The organism is Psychrobacter sp. TS_SC_6, from assembly GCF_056156305.1.
Window position 1 is genome coordinate 1839914 of the sequence record NZ_CM149590.1, and the last position, 15781, is coordinate 1855694.

13 protein-coding genes are annotated in these 15781 nt (G+C 41.6%); 7 read left to right on the forward strand and 6 right to left on the reverse strand.

What is annotated here, in order from left to right; all coding sequences use genetic code 11:
• Window positions 1–48: 48 nt before the first annotated feature.
• Window positions 49–294: a hypothetical protein gene (locus tag AC0J5Y_RS07790; protein ID WP_475130181.1), complete on the reverse strand. Its 246-nt coding sequence runs from the start codon at window positions 292–294 to the stop codon at window positions 49–51.
• Between the two features lie 551 nt (window positions 295–845).
• Here AC0J5Y_RS07790 and dinB point away from each other — a divergent pair.
• From dinB to infA, 7 genes are all read left to right on the forward strand, one after another.
• On the forward strand, window positions 846–1958 hold the full coding sequence (dinB, locus tag AC0J5Y_RS07795; protein ID WP_475130182.1) for a DNA polymerase IV: 1113 nt from the start codon (window positions 846–848) through the stop codon (window positions 1956–1958).
• Between the two features lie 175 nt (window positions 1959–2133).
• A complete protein-coding gene (gene queA, locus AC0J5Y_RS07800) occupies window positions 2134–3351 on the forward strand; it encodes a tRNA preQ1(34) S-adenosylmethionine ribosyltransferase-isomerase QueA (protein WP_475130183.1) in 1218 nt (405 codons plus the stop codon).
• A gap of 120 nt (window positions 3352–3471) precedes the next feature.
• A complete protein-coding gene (locus AC0J5Y_RS07805) occupies window positions 3472–5277 on the forward strand; it encodes a type IV pilus assembly protein FimV (protein ID WP_475130184.1) in 1806 nt (601 codons plus the stop codon).
• A 51-nt stretch (window positions 5278–5328) separates the two neighbouring features.
• Window positions 5329–6861, forward strand: a complete 1533-nt coding sequence (locus AC0J5Y_RS07810; protein WP_475130185.1) for a FimV/HubP family polar landmark protein — start codon at window positions 5329–5331, stop codon at window positions 6859–6861.
• A gap of 151 nt (window positions 6862–7012) precedes the next feature.
• Entirely contained in the window at window positions 7013–8098 is a 1086-nt protein-coding gene (locus AC0J5Y_RS07815) for an asparaginase (RefSeq protein ID WP_475130186.1), read from the forward strand.
• A gap of 33 nt (window positions 8099–8131) precedes the next feature.
• Window positions 8132–8974, forward strand: a complete 843-nt coding sequence (gene truA / locus AC0J5Y_RS07820) for a tRNA pseudouridine(38-40) synthase TruA (RefSeq protein WP_475130187.1) — start codon at window positions 8132–8134, stop codon at window positions 8972–8974.
• A 124-nt stretch (window positions 8975–9098) separates the two neighbouring features.
• Window positions 9099–9320 carry a translation initiation factor IF-1 gene (infA, locus tag AC0J5Y_RS07825; protein ID WP_010199824.1) on the forward strand — a complete coding sequence of 74 codons (222 nt, stop codon included), beginning with the start codon at window positions 9099–9101 and terminating at the stop codon, window positions 9318–9320.
• 183 nt (window positions 9321–9503) lie between these two features.
• On the opposite strand, the gene AC0J5Y_RS07830 is transcribed toward infA, so the two are convergent.
• The 5 genes from AC0J5Y_RS07830 to leuC all read right to left on the reverse strand — a co-directional run bounded on the left by AC0J5Y_RS07830 (window position 9504) and on the right by leuC (window position 15495).
• Entirely contained in the window at window positions 9504–10679 is a 1176-nt protein-coding gene (locus tag AC0J5Y_RS07830; protein WP_475130188.1) for a L,D-transpeptidase family protein, read from the reverse strand.
• Window positions 10680–11263: 584 nt separating this feature from the next.
• Window positions 11264–12367 carry a 3-isopropylmalate dehydrogenase gene (leuB, locus tag AC0J5Y_RS07835; protein WP_475130189.1) on the reverse strand — a complete coding sequence of 368 codons (1104 nt, stop codon included), beginning with the start codon at window positions 12365–12367 and terminating at the stop codon, window positions 11264–11266.
• 90 nt (window positions 12368–12457) lie between these two features.
• Window positions 12458–13204, reverse strand: a complete 747-nt coding sequence (locus tag AC0J5Y_RS07840) for a hypothetical protein (protein WP_475130190.1) — start codon at window positions 13202–13204, stop codon at window positions 12458–12460.
• Between the two features lie 174 nt (window positions 13205–13378).
• Entirely contained in the window at window positions 13379–14029 is a 651-nt protein-coding gene (leuD, locus tag AC0J5Y_RS07845) for a 3-isopropylmalate dehydratase small subunit (RefSeq protein ID WP_475130191.1), read from the reverse strand.
• A 47-nt stretch (window positions 14030–14076) separates the two neighbouring features.
• Entirely contained in the window at window positions 14077–15495 is a 1419-nt protein-coding gene (gene leuC, locus AC0J5Y_RS07850; RefSeq protein ID WP_475130192.1) for a 3-isopropylmalate dehydratase large subunit, read from the reverse strand.
• Window positions 15496–15781 lie beyond the last annotated feature (286 nt).

The window sequence follows — 15781 nt, forward strand, 5'->3', positions numbered from 1 at the left end:
GCTATTACCATTTATATTATCTAATTTAAAGTATGAAAAATAGGCTATTCAAATATTCATATCAGATTGCGTTGCCTCAACTATTTTTATGGGTACTGCAAACAGCCATGCTGTGCCGCTATTACAATAAAAACAGCCCTCTTCAAATGTAACAATACCAGCAGTGAAATCACTACCATAATGGTCCATCATCGCGTGCTCGTCACTCTCATCATCAACTGCGCACCATATTTGTTTGTCGCCCCGTGCAAGCAATGCGCGTGTTAAATCACTCCCTTTTAATTCATTATTCATACCCAGCTCCTTAACTTCTCTCATCATAGTTTGAGCTAATCGTCATGAAATATTGGGTTTTCTATACTGATATTTATTAATGATCTTCATCGTTGCTAACGCGATGAGCTTGATATAAGCGATACAAATCCACTTGCTACTCATCTGTACCCATCAAAAACTATGCCTATATTTACGATGATTTACCTTTCTTGATCTATTCTATAAACGCTTTGTATCCTAGCTGTCTTATTGTAACGCTATACAAGAAAAATTGTAATAAATACAAACAGTATCTCCGATGAATGGTCAAGATATGAATATGAACGGTCAGTATAATTAAAAACACGACTAAGTGTTATGCATATTTGGCACCTTATAATCTAAGTTCTTTGAATATTATTGATTAAATGAACGATGATGTACTATCGATACTAAATTTTTAGAATAGTTTTCAGTAGTTCAAAACTTTAATGAAACTCTTGTTTTTTATCAATCTATGTAACACTTCTCAAGTTTTGAGTGAGTATTAGAGACCAAAATCGATGCGAAAAATCAGGTAAAATAGTTTTATGACAATACATATTACAACAGACGCTAAGCCTGTCATTAGCCAATCTAACCTTCGAAAAATCATTCATATCGATATGGATGCTTTTTATGCCAGTGTAGAACAGCGCGATTTCCCTGAGCTGCGTGGTAAGCCATTGGTGGTTGGCGGCGATCCCAATGGTCGCGGCGTGGTTGCTGCTGCAAGTTACGAAGTTCGTAAGTTTGGCGTACGCTCCGCCATGTCATGCTATGAAGCCAGAAAGCGCTGTCCTGAGGTGATATTTGTACCGCCACGCTTTGATGTGTACCGTGCTGTTAGTGTTGAGATACGTCGTATAATGCACAGTCTGACGCCGCACGTTGAGCCTTTGTCATTAGATGAAGCCTATTTGGATGTTACTGGGTTGTCTGTTCATCAAGGCTCAGCTACCTTAATGGCAAATTGGTTACGAGCGCAGATTTTAGAACAAACCGGTCTAAACGCCTCTGCTGGTGTCTCATTTAATAAGATGCTGGCGAAAATTGCCTCTGATATTAATAAACCTAATGGCACAGCGGTCATCACGCCAGCGGAAGCTGATGCCTTTATCAGCGCTTTGCCTATTGAGCGCTTCCACGGTATTGGTAAGGCAACGGCCAAACGCCTGCATGCAATGGGTATTAATAACGGCGCTGACCTTCGGGGCACGCCAGCTGCCATATTGGTCAATGAGTTCGGTAAACGTGGACAGTTTTATCATGATATCGCTCATGGACGTGACGAGCGTGCGGTCAAGTCTGAGCGCACACACAAATCGGTTGGCTCTGAGACTACGTTTAGAGAAAACTTAACGGATGATAATGAACTAAAAATACAAATCTGTGAACAAAATGCTGATGCCTTTAGTCAGCTGCACAAAAAACAGCTTATTGCCTATACTATTACTCTAAAGGTCAAATACTCAGATTTTACTCAAGTCACGCGCTCGCACACCTTATCGACAGCATTTAATAGCGCAGAATCCGCTCACTTTTGGTTAGATAAGCTATTTTTGGACATTCCGCGCGACCTTCCTATTCGACTCGTTGGTGTAACTTTTTCTTCGCTCACATCTGCAACGCAAGTCACGCCACAATTAAATTTATTTGAATGATTTTTCGCCTGAATTTTTTAGAGCATTTTCCTAAATAAATATCTCAATTTTTACTTAGGCTATTTTATTTATATTCAGAGGTAAATAAAAAAGTACTGCTTAGCAAAGCATTCTTTCATATCCTCATATCTGCTACAATTGCTCTCAAAATTCTCACCTATCGAAAGACTTTCTTATGACTGCTTCTGAACCTCAAACCTTAAATAATAACTCTGAAATTACTGCCAGTCATAATGACGATATTTTAGAGTATCTAAGTGTTGATGATTATGATTATGAACTGCCAGACCAGCTGATTGCCCGTTATCCATTGGCGCAGCGCTCCGCATCAAAGCTACTTTATTTACCTGCTAATCATGTAAATACTCATGTTGAAGTTGCAGATAAACAGTTCTCTGAGTTGCCGGATCTACTTAATACTGGCGATTTGATTATTTTTAACGACACCAAAGTGATGAAAGCGCGCTTATTTGGTCAAAAAGATACCGGTGGCAAGATTGAAGTATTAATAGAGCGTCTAGTCGCTCTATCGGATTTAAATAGCGCGGATCTAGACACAATAACGTCAAACTCTGACATCATAGACATGACGGTTATTGCAAAAAAGCATATCGCTCTTTGTCATGTTAAAGCCAGTAAAGCGTTGAAAATTGGACAAGGTCTTATACTTGCTGATGGTCATATGACTGGCGTCATGATTGGACGCCAAGAGAACTTATTTATCTTGGCTTTTGATGCGCCCATTCTGCCTGATTTAGAGCGTTATGGCGAGCTGCCTATTCCACCCTATTTCGAACGCCATGCCGATGCGACCGACAATACTCGCTATCAGACTGTTTTTCATGACCCTGCTAAGCTTGCCAGCGTCGCTGCCCCGACAGCTAGCTTACATTTTGATGATATTGTATTAGAAAAGCTGGCAGCAAAAGGTATTCAAACTGCTTTTGTTACACTGCATGTCGGCGCAGGTACTTTTGCTCCGGTAAAAACAGAGAACCTGCTGAATCATACGATGCATAGCGAATATGCAGACCTGCCTCAAGCCACTGCCGACCTTATCAATCAGACCCATGCCAATGGCAAGCAAGTCATTGCTATCGGGACTACTGTCACACGTGTCCTTGAAACGGCTTACCAACAAACCGCAGCCGATGGACAGCCACTCTCTGGCTGGGCAGGTGATACAGAGATTTTTATATATCCCGGTTTTAAGTTTGGCGTCGTGGATAAGCTACTGACCAATTTTCACTTGCCAAAGTCTACATTGCTGATGCTAGTGTCCGCATTTGCCACAAAAAAATCTATCGAAGAAGCTTATCAACATGCCATCGAATCCGAGTATCGGTTTTTTAGTTATGGTGATGCCATGCTGCTTGATAAAAAAGTTGACTGATGTGTGTAAATAGTAAACATACAATTGAGCTATTGGTCACAACAGCAGTGGAATAAACTGGTAAACTAAACAGTATTTTGTTATAACAACACAGACAACTTTTACTCCAAAGGGCTGCATATGTCTTGTCATTTATCTTATCGCTTGACTAGCATACATCGCGCAGTATCGATGGCATTATTTTATTCAATAAGTTATGCAGCCTTAGTGTCTAGCGCCCAAGCAGCAACCATTGGCAAGACTGTTGTTATTTCAGCTCAGCACGAACCTTTAGTTGCCAGTATTATGGTCACGGATATTGAAAACACTGACTTTTCAGCCAGTTTGGCAAATTCTGCTACTTATCAGCAAATGGGGCTAACCCCAACTGATTCCATGATCGTACGCTTTCATCCGATTTCAGCTACAAGTGGTCAAGTTTTTATTACCACCACCAAGCTTATGTCCAAACCCTTTGCCGATGTGGTTCTAGCAATTAATGATGGCAATCAGCGTAATGTTATTCCAAAAACATTACTGATGCCACTTAATGATAGCTTACCGATTGCGACTTCTAAAAATATCGTAACAGGCGCAAAGAAACCTAATTTACCCGTGGTTTCTACAACTAACGCGCAGCCATTGACGGTTAGAAATGGGGCACCGCCACCTTTAATATCATCTGGTTCATCGAAACCTACATTAAAGGCTGCAACATTACCCGAGCGCAATGTTGAATCGCCTAATATACAAGTACCTGTTATTCAAACGCCAAGTATCCAAGCGTCAAGCTCACAAATACCGAGCGTTCAGGCAACGACTATATCCTCTGGCTTACCAATAGCAGTTGTAACAACACAAAGCAATATCACAACCTATGCGCCTAGCCGTTTAGAAAACGGTCGATTAAATAATCCTATTAATATAAAGAACGATAGTGTCATAGCGGGTGTGAATAATGATAATAGTACAGCTTTAACCGTCTCATCAAATAGTACGCTTTCTGCTACTAGCGAGACTGATAAACAGTTCGATATTTTAAACATACAAATTACTCGTCAGATACAGCCGAAGAGTCAAAGCAATACAGATATGATGGTTGCTAGTCCTATGGCGCTCAAAACCCTGACGCCGAATGAAGCAGCTTTCACCAATAAAAATAAAGCTATTATCCCAAATGATAGCGATAATAATATGGTCGCTACAACCCCTTTCAATAATGCGCTCTCTAACTCGAACGCTTTGCAGAAAGCAGTGACGCCTAAAACGTCGGTCGCAGCAAAAAACACTTCAAGCCAAGTATCAGACAAGTCAGCTAGTAGCGAGATCAATTATACCGTACAGCGTAACGACAACTTATGGGTGATTGCACAGCAAATCGCAGAAAAAAACAATATTGACGTTCAAACCGTCATGAAGGAAATTCAGACGCAAAATCCTGACGCTTTTATCAATAAAAACGCCAATCAATTAAAAGCAGATGCACAGTTGAGTTTACCTAATTATGATGCGCTACCTTCACAGCAAAAACTTGAAGCTGCCATCAGTGCTCAAAGGCAATATAGAGGCGCCAATACGCCTGTCGCGAAAAAACCAACTGCATCAGATTCTGTGTCCAAAGGTGCCAATACGCAAGCAACAAAACATATTGAAAAGCCGGCGACCACTAAGACTCAAATTTTATCGAAGGCGCAGTTTTCTGTCGTGGCTCCCGGTCATGAAGGCAGCGCAGATGGCACTAAAACCAAAGCAGGCATGGCAACGGGTAACGGACTTAGCACTGAGGTGTTAGAACTGCTGAAATCATCAAGACAAAGTACCGCATCACAAGCTCAGCAGCTATCAAAAACTAGTAGCACGCTTAAAAAACATACTCGCAAATTACAATTACAAAATCAAAAACTGGCTGAGCTGCAAGCTCGTCTCGAAAAATTACGCAATCAATAATTGCCTAACAGATCAATGCAAGCAGCTCTGATCGTAGGCGTGGGAGTAACTATGGACAATATGCTATATATCATCGCCGGATTGGTGGTTGTTTTACTTGTTGCGGCCTTGATCATGCGCAAAAACAAAGCGCAAAAGCCATCAGAGCGATTGAGTGCAAATACTGGCAAAACTGAGCCCTTATCGAAGCATGCTGCTTCTAGAAGTACGCCTACTCAAACAGCTATCAATCATGAGAAAAAGTTTGATCCTATTGAGATTGCTCAACGTTTTATGGACCAACAGCGCTATGATAAAGCGATTGAAACCCTCAATCGTGGCTTAAATGAAAAACCAAATGACAGCCAATTATCTCTCAAACTCCTTGCGGTATATGCCACAATAGATGAGTCTGAGAATTTTAATAAAGTCTATGATGCTATCAAAGCAAATAATGATGACAACAGTATCGTACAAGCTGATGAGTTAAAATCTTTACTGACTGAAGAACAAAACCAAGTCGCTAAACAAACTATGTTAGCAGACAAAAGCGAAGATGCTGGGTTTGAGAGTTTAGATTTTGATCTACCAACCAATAAAGCGAGCAGCAATAGTCCCGTCCTGGATACTAATACGGTTCAAAATGTTGACTATAAAAATAACTTGTCAGAGGCAACGAGTGAAACCTTAACAGCTTCAAATGCTTTTGATGATAGTAATTTCGATGATATTGAGCAAGCATTTGATCTTAGTCTGAGTGATTTAGAAGACAGCATGGATAAACCTGTGCATGCTGATACTAACCTTAGTACTGATAGCGATTTTGATTTTGAGTTCTCTGAGCAGAATCTTACTGTTATAGAGGCTCCCACCAATGACGCTAACGATAACGCTACCAGTGATAGTTTTAACAGCAGCTCAAATGAGCTATCATTAGAAGATGATTTTGTCTTAGATTTAGACACTGATAACGTTATCAATAATGCGTCTATCACAACAGAGACAACTTATTTAGATGATGACCATCTGACATTATCTTTACACAGTGCTGATGTGTCGAATGAGACGCCAGATCAAATAGAAATTCAGCATTCTATGGTTGAAGATAATTTTGAAGATTTTAGTTTCGAAGATATCAGTATCGAAGACGTAAATATTGAAGGTATCAGCGCCGAAGAAACAAATAGTACAAAAAATGAGTCCGACGCTTCTAGCAGTGACCCTATTACTCAGATGTTCGATGATGATACGGTAATAGACGATGATTTTGACTTTGATTCTTTATCTTTATCTTTATCAGAGTCTGCAACAGCAAGTACGCCAGTTGAAGTGGATAGCGAATATGCCAATACTCATCTCGACAATGCTATTGATATAGCTCCTGTAGCCGATACTAGCAGTACTGAAGATTTTTCGTCACGGTTCGCAGCAGATTTTGATTTTGTTAAATCCTTAGACAGCAATCAAGTCACGCTAGATCTAGCAGGTCAATACGTGCAACTTGGCGAATACGATAGTGCCAAACGCTTACTCAATGAAGTCATTGCTAAAGGCAATAGTGAACAGCAGCAGCAAGCACAACGATTGCTTGAACGCACTGCTTAAAATGACTGGTGTGACAGCAAGTATTCTAGCCACTTAGAATACTCGCTGAATGTATAATGATGGTGCTTTTTCTATTTCTAGCAATGATTTCTCTTTCAATAATTCTGCTCTATCGTCTATTCAATTTAAAACCAATACAGTGTACTCATCTATGACAAATACAATCCCTGCACCTATTCAACTTATTTATGCCGGCGGCACTTTTGGCAGTTATGGTCGTCCATTAGCGCCGCTATTAGCAGAGGTTTTTTTGCCAACTTTGCAGCAACTACTGGCCGAATCGGATAATGCGCTTAATCTATCGCCCATTGCTTGGCTTCATAATACCCTGATTAAAGACAGCAGTCAGTTTACACCCAGTGATTTTGTGCATTTTTACCAGCTTTTACTGTCGGCATATCAACAAGGCAGTAGACGTTTTGTGTTAATTACGGGTACAGATACACTCAGTTATTTGGGAGCATTCTTAGCAGAAGCCTTTGCAGGTAGCGATATTTGTATTGTCGTGACTGGTAGTATGCGTCCGCTCCTAGATAGTGAGGAACTGCATTTTTATAAAGTAGATGCACAGAGTGATGCTTGGAACAACCTTACTGACTCGTTAAAGCTAGCAAGTGCAGGTGAATCTGGAGTTAAGATTGCCTTTGGCGGCGAATCATGGCCAGCGCAAACAGTACAAAAAATACATAGCCATGACTTTATGGCATTTACTGGTCACTCTAGAGCGGCTTATCCTGCCAATAGTTATGTCAAAAGCTTGCCAGATACTCGTCGGTTGCATTGGCTTGATGACCAACAAAATATTAGTGCTGATATTGCAGTTCGTGCCGAGCACGCTTACGTTCATGCGTTGTACTGCTTACCCAATGCAACCGATGCATTAAACCAACAGCTACGCGCCTTATTATCACAGCCGCCTTGTGGCATTATTTTATTAGGCTATGGCGCTGGCAATGTCCCTTATTCAGTAGAGTTGGCAGAAGCCTTGCAACTGGCTTATGAAAAAGGTCATATGGTAGTGTGTGCTAGCCAATCGCCATTTGGTGGCGTGAGTGATACTTATGCTGCGGGTAGTTGGCAATATGATTATCAAGTGATTGCCGGTGGTCGTTTAACCATTCCTGCCATTTATGCGCGTCTACTATGGTTATTGTTACGCTATGACAGCCCAGCAAGGCGTCGACAACGCTGGTTAAATAACGTCCAGCAAACGGACACCAGTATCAAAAAACGCTAAACCTTCCCCCATAAATTCTGTATAAGCTCAAACATGACCAAACCCGTAACTGCAAATAACGAAGCAAACCGCCCAACTTATACTTTAGCCATTGCTATTGAATTTTTGGGCACCAATTATCATGGCTGGCAACGCCAAAGAGAGGTATTGGGCGTACAAGAAGCGTTAGAGACCGCCATTAGTACTGTTGCCAATGAACCAGTAGAAGTGATTGCCGCAGGGCGCACAGACTCAAGTGTTCATGCTGGTAACATGATTGCCCATTTTGTCACCCACGCTTATCGACCCGCACACAATTGGCTGCGCGGTGTTAATAGCCTATTGCCTGACGATATTGCCTTGCGCTGGATTCAGCCCATGCCTGCTGACTTTCATGCTCGCTTTGCTGCTATTGCCCGTCGTTATCGTTATGTTACTCTCAATCAAACTCAGCGACCTGCCATCCTCAACCATCAAGTGACACATATTCACGAGCCGCTTGACCTAAAAGCCATGCAGTTTGCAACAGCTGATATCGTTGGTACGCATGATTTTAGTAGCTACCGTGCTGCCGCTTGCCAATCCAATCAGCCCGTGCGCCATATTAGCCATGCCAACCTATTTGCCCATGGTTCATTTATCGTCTTTGATATTCAAGCGGATGGATTTTTGCATCATATGGTGCGAAACCTGATGGGTACGCTATATGCCATCGGTAGACATGAGTTAGAACCAGCTGACTTTTTAAATATCTTGGCTAAAAAGGATCGTACGATAGCGCCGCCTACCGCCTCTGGTGATGGACTATATTTTATTAATGCCTATTATCCTGAACATTTTCAAACATTACTACCAAATGCGCCACTCACCCCTATTTGGCTCAACCTGCCCGATTAAATTCATAGGATTTGGCATACATATCACTTACAGGCTGTCAAGTAAAAATCAGGTTCCGTATTGCTTTAAGCTGCTAACTTACGTATAATATGGGCTTATTTTAAATTGATTGATGATACAAATTATGGCAAAAGACGAGATTATTGAATTTGAAGGCGAAGTCATTGACACCCTTCCAAATACTTTGTTTAAAGTTCGTTTAGAAAACGGACACGAAATCATTGCGCACATCTCAGGTAAGATGCGTAAGCATTACATCCGAATTTTGACTGGTGATAAAGTTAAGGTTGAGATGACACCTTACGACTTATCTAAAGGTCGCATTACTTACCGTGGTAAAAACTAAATTCTTATCTACTAAGATAGTTATAAGAGCATATGTATAATGCTTGAGTGGTTTAACTGATAATAATAATGATACTGCTAACCTACTCATTATTGCCTATCATATTTTAGTAAGCTAATATGGTTTTTACCATAAAAAATACCGCTAGAGATCAGCGGTATTTTTTCGTTTAGAGTTTAGCCATTATTTAAATTCAACAGTTGCACCGTTTTGTATCACGCCAAGTAATGCAAGCGCATCCCAATTGGTTAGACGTATACACCCTGCTGATGCCTGACGACTGATACGAGCAGGATCGGGCGAACCATGAATCCCATAAGACGGCTTACTGAGTCCAATCCATACTGACCCTACAGGGTTGTTAGGACCGGGGGGCAAAATAGACTTGCTACCATTCTCTGCTGTATAAGTATAATTAGGCTCGTGTACTTTAACTGCAACTGTATGCGTACCTGTTGGCGATGGCGTCGCTGTACTTCCTACTGTGGTTGGATAGCTGGCAACCAATATACCCTTATCATTATACGCATATAATGTTTCGGTAGTCTTATCAGCAACCACTCGACTGACAGGCTTGGTATTAGGATTGCCTGGATTGTAGACAGTAATGGTTTCGCCTACTGTGAATTTAGCATTCGGATTGAGCGCCTTAAGATAACTTTCACTGATATGAAACTTTTCCGCCAAACCTTCAATGACAGTTTCATAGTACATCCCTTCAAGCTTGGATTTGGCTTCTGCCCCTGCTGGAATAACCGCAGTTTTTATATTGATATCTGCATCAGTGAGCTGATAGTTGACCAATACCGGTTGTGCCATAAGCTTATCATTCTTGGTCAATGCCTGCCATGTCTCAATATTTAATGTGTCAGTCACGGCCAACCCATTTGCCATCTGAAAAGCCTGCATCGCCTTACGAGAGTTCTTCCCCCAATGGCCATCCACTGCGCCAACGCCGTTTTGATGCCAGTTTAATAGCGCTTGCAGCTTAGTGGTAGTATCACGGTTCCTCTTCATACCTTGTTTCCAAGTAGCACTATTTACCTTTTGCGCCTCCATTGATAGATTTTCAGTGGTATATCTTATAGTCGGCAAAAACTTATTCAACGATACTGCTGTCTTACTTTTACCAGCAACTTTTTGACTTACGCCATTGGTTACTGGGCTGAGATCGCTGTTATTACTAGTTACTTGATTTGTATTATTGGACTCTGTGCTCTTAGTGGCAGAACCCTTTGCACTTCCTTCGACCGTGTCATTTTTGACCTCGCTTGTTACTGCAATACTCTGCCCCATAAATAAAATGGTCGATAGACCAAGCGCTGCGATTGCCATGCTAATTTTGGTCAATTGATACATGTATTACTCCAATTTGTTAAGTTATATTTTTTATTACAAATAACTTATAAGTAATTATAAAATTATTACCACCAATGCATAATTATAATTATATAGTCAGTGAAAAGTAATATCGATACAACACGTACTGCCGGTGCAAATTTTTCTTGCTTGCTGTGCCGTTGCTGCCAGAGGCTGCAAAAAATTTACACCAGCAATACTGTAGCGACTTTAAAGTATTTCAACTATATAATTAGTTCGACATACCATATGTCCATGTCAAAAAGCCTGTGACTAGTATAGGACTGATTTTACAATGTGGATTGAGCTAGTAAATATTGATATATATAAATCAGTTATAGATAAGCTATGGTGACATATTCTCATGTGAGCATATAACAGCATTGTGTTAATAAGCGCATTAGACTGCAGTATCTGTGTTAAAACAAACGCTTTTATACGGCTTTCTGTTTAAAGACGTTAACATTATTGAATACTTAACTCCTCTAAAAGTGAGCCGTAAAAAACCCATAACTTGCTTAGCAAATTATGGGTTCATTACACCTAAATTTTCAAAAATTCAGATTAGGATAAAGTAATCTGTATTAGATCAATTTTGCCAATACAGCTTGTCCCATTTGCTGACAACCGACTTGTATAAGTCCAACTTCATTACGATCCAAGATATCGACCGTACGTAAACCATCATCAAGCACGTCACTGACCGCTTGTTCAATCGCTTGGGCTGCTGATTCTTGTTTAAAAGTATAACGTAACATCATAGCGACCGATAAAATGGTCGCTAGTGGATTGGCTATATCTTGTCCTGCGATATCAGGCGCTGAACCATGACAAGGCTCATACATGCCTTTGCCCGCTTCATCAAGACTGGCTGATGGCAGCATACCAATAGAACCCGTCAGCATCGCTGCTTCATCAGATAAAATATCACCAAACAGATTGCCAGTGACCATAACATCGAACTGTTTAGGGTCTTTAATCAGCTGCATACAAGCATTGTCAGCATACATATGAGATAACGCCACTTCACTATATTCTGACTGCTGTAGTTGAATCATGGTCTGTTTCCAAAGCTCAGTAACTTCCAATACATTGGCTTTGTCGATAGAGCAGACTTTGGCAGCGGTTCCTGCTGCTTGCGCGCGTGTTTGCGCCAATTCAAAAGCAACTTTGCCGATACGATTGATTTCGCTGGTGCTATACACCATGGTGTTATAGCCTTGCTGCTCACCATTTTCTAGTGTACGAATACCGCGCGGCTCACCAAAATAAATACCACCAGTCAGTTCACGCACGATCAGCAAATCTAAGCCTGAAATAATCTCAGGTTTAATGCTTGAAGCATTTACAAGCTGCGGATAAAGTTTGGCTACACGCAGATTGGCAAACAAACCAAGCTCACTACGGATTTTTAGCAAACCGCGCTCAGGACGTTTACTACGCTCAATACCATCCCACTTAGGACCCCCAACTGCACCTAATAACACCGCATCTGCTGCCTGTGCACGTTGTAGCGTCTCATCTGGCAAAGGTTCACCTGTTGCATCAACTGCCACACCGCCGATCAATCCAGACTCAAGGGTCAAACCTAACGCAAACTTATCATTGACAGCGTTCAGCACATCAATGGCCTGAGTCATGATTTCAGGGCCGATACCATCGCCCGCTAATGTTAAAATCGTTGCCATACTGGTCCTTGAGGTTGAGTAAATTTATATTTCTATAACTTATTTTATACTTGCTTTTGTTTTTAGCTAATAACGACGAGGTTTTAATAATTATACGTTGGCTTTTACCTTTACTTTTGATGGTACTGATGCCGCCTTAACGATACTGGTTTCTACAAACTCTCCTTGATGCTCAGTGCCAATCTGCTTGCAGAAGCGGCGCTGCACGGTATTGCCTTGATAAAGCTCAACACATAAAGGCTCTGGCGATGCTGTCTCTAACAAGCTACCGGAGCTTTGGCCAGACTTTTTTTGATAAGCACGCAGCTGATAAGTGCCGGGGCTAACAAAGTCATGAATCATAGCAAAACGCTCGACATAGCCTAGATTATTTTTTGGATAAAAATTAACGTGCACTTCACGTTTAGCGGGTTTGACCCGAGCATAATAGTTAATAAGATTTGGCATAGCAGACGCTGATAATGGCACAATCTTAATGGCATTATTATGAATAAGCGGCGTCATATCCATCGTCATAGCAGCCTGAGAATGCTTACTTCCCGTGCGAGTTTTATTGTTTTGGCTCGCAGCATTCATTGCAACCACCATGGTGGCATTCACAGGTTTATGATTTTCAGGCGATATCACCATCGTGCGATCTATCTTTACAATCTCACAATGATAGGTGCCGACACAGGCAATATTTACCTCGCCAGAGATGGGCTTAATAGTACCCGTCCATACCTTTGCGCTTTCTGCTTGCTCTATCTGTTGATAGCCTGTCAATGCCTGACAACCAGATAATAAGGTTATGGCAATAGCCGTACTTGCCCATATCGCAAAACGTATTTTATTCATAATGGTGGCTACTATTTATCAAATGGAAATATATAATATAAGAATAGATTACCGTTCATTTTAGCCACTTAGTCGCCATAACTCAACGCTGTATTAGCGCTAAGCTTATTTTTATGGCGATTCATATTCGTTATTAATCGTTTGCTATTAGCGGTTTTATTTTATGATTAAACACTAGGCTCTGACTTCATTAAATATCCAAGGGGTTTTTTGCATCATTTTTTGCTCGTATTCTTTAATAGCGTTGCTTTGTTGTAAAGTCAGTCCAATATCATCAAGACCATTTAACAAACAATGCTTACGGAAGTCATCGACTTCAAAAGCATACTCTTCGCCAGTTGGGGTGATGACCACTTGACGCTCAAGATCTGCAGTCAGCTCATAGCCTTCGTTAGCAAACGTGGCTTTCATTAAGGTATCAACGATTTCTTCATCCAATACAATCGGCAGCATGCCATTTTTAAAACAGTTGTTATAAAAAATATCGGCAAAGCTTGGTGCAATGACTGTACGAAAGCCATATTCTGACAACGCCCAAGGGGCGTGTTCACGGCTAGAGCCACAGCCAAAGTTTCGGCGGGCTAGCAAGATAGTAGCACCTTGATAGCGTGGTTTATTTAAAATAAAGTCAGGATTGATAACACGTGTGCTATTGTCTTGACCCGGGTAGCCTTCATCCAGATAACGCCAATCATCGAATAAATTGACGCCGAAACCGGTACGCTTAATAGACTTCAAAAACTGTTTGGCGATAATCTGGTCGGTATCAACGTTTGCGCGATCAAGTGGGCAAACGATACCGGTTTGGGTGTTATAAGCTTGCATAGTATTTCCTGTCGATATTGTGCTTATTGTTAAATGACGCGTAATAACTAAAACGTTCGTACATCCACAAAGTGACCTGCCAATGCCGCTGCCGCTGCCATTGCTGGACTGACCAAGTGCGTACGACCACCATTGCCTTGACGACCTTCAAAGTTGCGATTGGATGTCGAGGCGCAATGCTCTTGTGGTTCAAGCTTATCTGCATTCATCGCAAGGCACATAGAACAGCCCGGCTCACGCCATTCAAAGCCAGCATTCGTAAACAAGGTATCCAAGCCTTCTGCTTCCGCCTGAAGTTTTACTTGTCCAGAGCCCGCAACGACAATCGCTTCTTTAATAGTATCAGCCACTTTACGACCTTTGATCACGGCGGCGGCATCACGCAAATCTTCAATACGCGAGTTTGTACAAGAGCCAATAAAGATGCGGTCCAGCTGAATATCGGTAATTTTTTGACCCGCTTCTAAACCCATATAGGTATAAGCACGCAACCAGCCTTCTTCTTGCGCTTCATCAATCGCTTGATCAGGCGTTGGCACAGACTGTGTGATATCAACCACCATCTCAGGCGAGGTTCCCCATGACACTTGCGGTGCAATTTGGCTACCATCAATCTCAATCACGCTATCAAACACAGCGTCATCATCTGAGTAAAAAGTACGCCAGTAATCTTCTGCTTGCTGCCATTGTGACTCGTTCGGCGCATATGGACGACCTTTAACATAGTTAATAGTCGTATCATCGACTGCAACCATACCGACGCGTGCGCCCGCTTCAATCGCCATATTACAGACGGTCATACGACCTTCCATGCTCATGTCTTCAAATACTTGACCAGCAAATTCAATCGCATGCCCTGTTCCGCCAGCAGTACCGATTTTTGCAATGATAGCAAGCACCACATCTTTTGAGGTTACGCCAGCGCCAAGCTCACCCGTGACGCGGATTTGCATATTCTTTGATTTCTTTTGAATCAAACACTGGGTTGCCAATACGTGCTCAACCTCAGAGGTACCGATACCGTGTGCTAAGCAGCCAAGTGCTCCATGAGTCGCGGTATGAGAATCTCCGCAAACGACCGTCATTCCAGGTAGCACCAAGCCTTGCTCAGGACCGACGACATGTAAGATCCCTTGACGAGCATCATTAATCGTAAACTCAGCGATATCAAATTTGCTACAGTTATCATCTAAGGTCAGTACTTGTAGGCGCGAGACCTTATCCTTGATACCTGCCACACCTTCTGAGCGCTCTTTGGTGACTGTCGGTACGTTATGGTCAGGGCTGGCAATATTAGCCGACAGACGCCATGGCGCTCTATTAGCCAATTCCAAACCCTCGAACGCTTGCGGACTTGTCACTTCATGTAGCAAATGGCGGTCGATATAAATCAGGCTCGAACCATCATCACGCTTGGTGACTTCGTGAGCATTCCAAAGTTTGTCATATAACGTTTGACCGGCCATATTGCTATCCTTTTTAGTGGCTAATGACTATATTTTTCATTTATTAAACCTATAGTGTGCTAGGTTTTTATCTGTTACTTACTAATGGTTGCGATAATTGAGGCCTAAAATAAGATTTATGACGCAGATTATCAAGTAAATACAATAAATATGTCTAAAATACGTTTCGATGTCTTGTGATTATAGCAGGCTAATTCTATAATAATAATTGATGATTTTTGCATAGTCCCAAACTTTTATTTCTAATACATTATGATTGGGTCAGCCAACTTTTATTTATAGCTCG

What these genes read in the sequence shown, in the direction of transcription:
- AC0J5Y_RS07790 (WP_475130181.1), bottom strand. Translation starts at nt 294, where the DNA reads ATGAATAATGAATTAAAAGGGAGTGATTTAACACGCGCATTGCTTGCA.
- dinB (WP_475130182.1), top strand. Translation starts at nt 846, where the DNA reads ATGACAATACATATTACAACAGACGCTAAGCCTGTCATTAGCCAATCT.
- queA (WP_475130183.1), top strand. Translation starts at nt 2,134, where the DNA reads ATGACTGCTTCTGAACCTCAAACCTTAAATAATAACTCTGAAATTACT.
- AC0J5Y_RS07805 (WP_475130184.1), top strand. Translation starts at nt 3,472, where the DNA reads ATGTCTTGTCATTTATCTTATCGCTTGACTAGCATACATCGCGCAGTA.
- AC0J5Y_RS07810 (WP_475130185.1), top strand. Translation starts at nt 5,329, where the DNA reads ATGGACAATATGCTATATATCATCGCCGGATTGGTGGTTGTTTTACTT.
- AC0J5Y_RS07815 (WP_475130186.1), top strand. Translation starts at nt 7,013, where the DNA reads ATGACAAATACAATCCCTGCACCTATTCAACTTATTTATGCCGGCGGC.
- truA (WP_475130187.1), top strand. Translation starts at nt 8,132, where the DNA reads ATGACCAAACCCGTAACTGCAAATAACGAAGCAAACCGCCCAACTTAT.
- infA (WP_010199824.1), top strand. Translation starts at nt 9,099, where the DNA reads ATGGCAAAAGACGAGATTATTGAATTTGAAGGCGAAGTCATTGACACC.
- AC0J5Y_RS07830 (WP_475130188.1), bottom strand. Translation starts at nt 10,679, where the DNA reads ATGTATCAATTGACCAAAATTAGCATGGCAATCGCAGCGCTTGGTCTA.
- leuB (WP_475130189.1), bottom strand. Translation starts at nt 12,367, where the DNA reads ATGGCAACGATTTTAACATTAGCGGGCGATGGTATCGGCCCTGAAATC.
- AC0J5Y_RS07840 (WP_475130190.1), bottom strand. Translation starts at nt 13,204, where the DNA reads ATGAATAAAATACGTTTTGCGATATGGGCAAGTACGGCTATTGCCATA.
- leuD (WP_475130191.1), bottom strand. Translation starts at nt 14,029, where the DNA reads ATGCAAGCTTATAACACCCAAACCGGTATCGTTTGCCCACTTGATCGC.
- leuC (WP_475130192.1), bottom strand. Translation starts at nt 15,495, where the DNA reads ATGGCCGGTCAAACGTTATATGACAAACTTTGGAATGCTCACGAAGTC.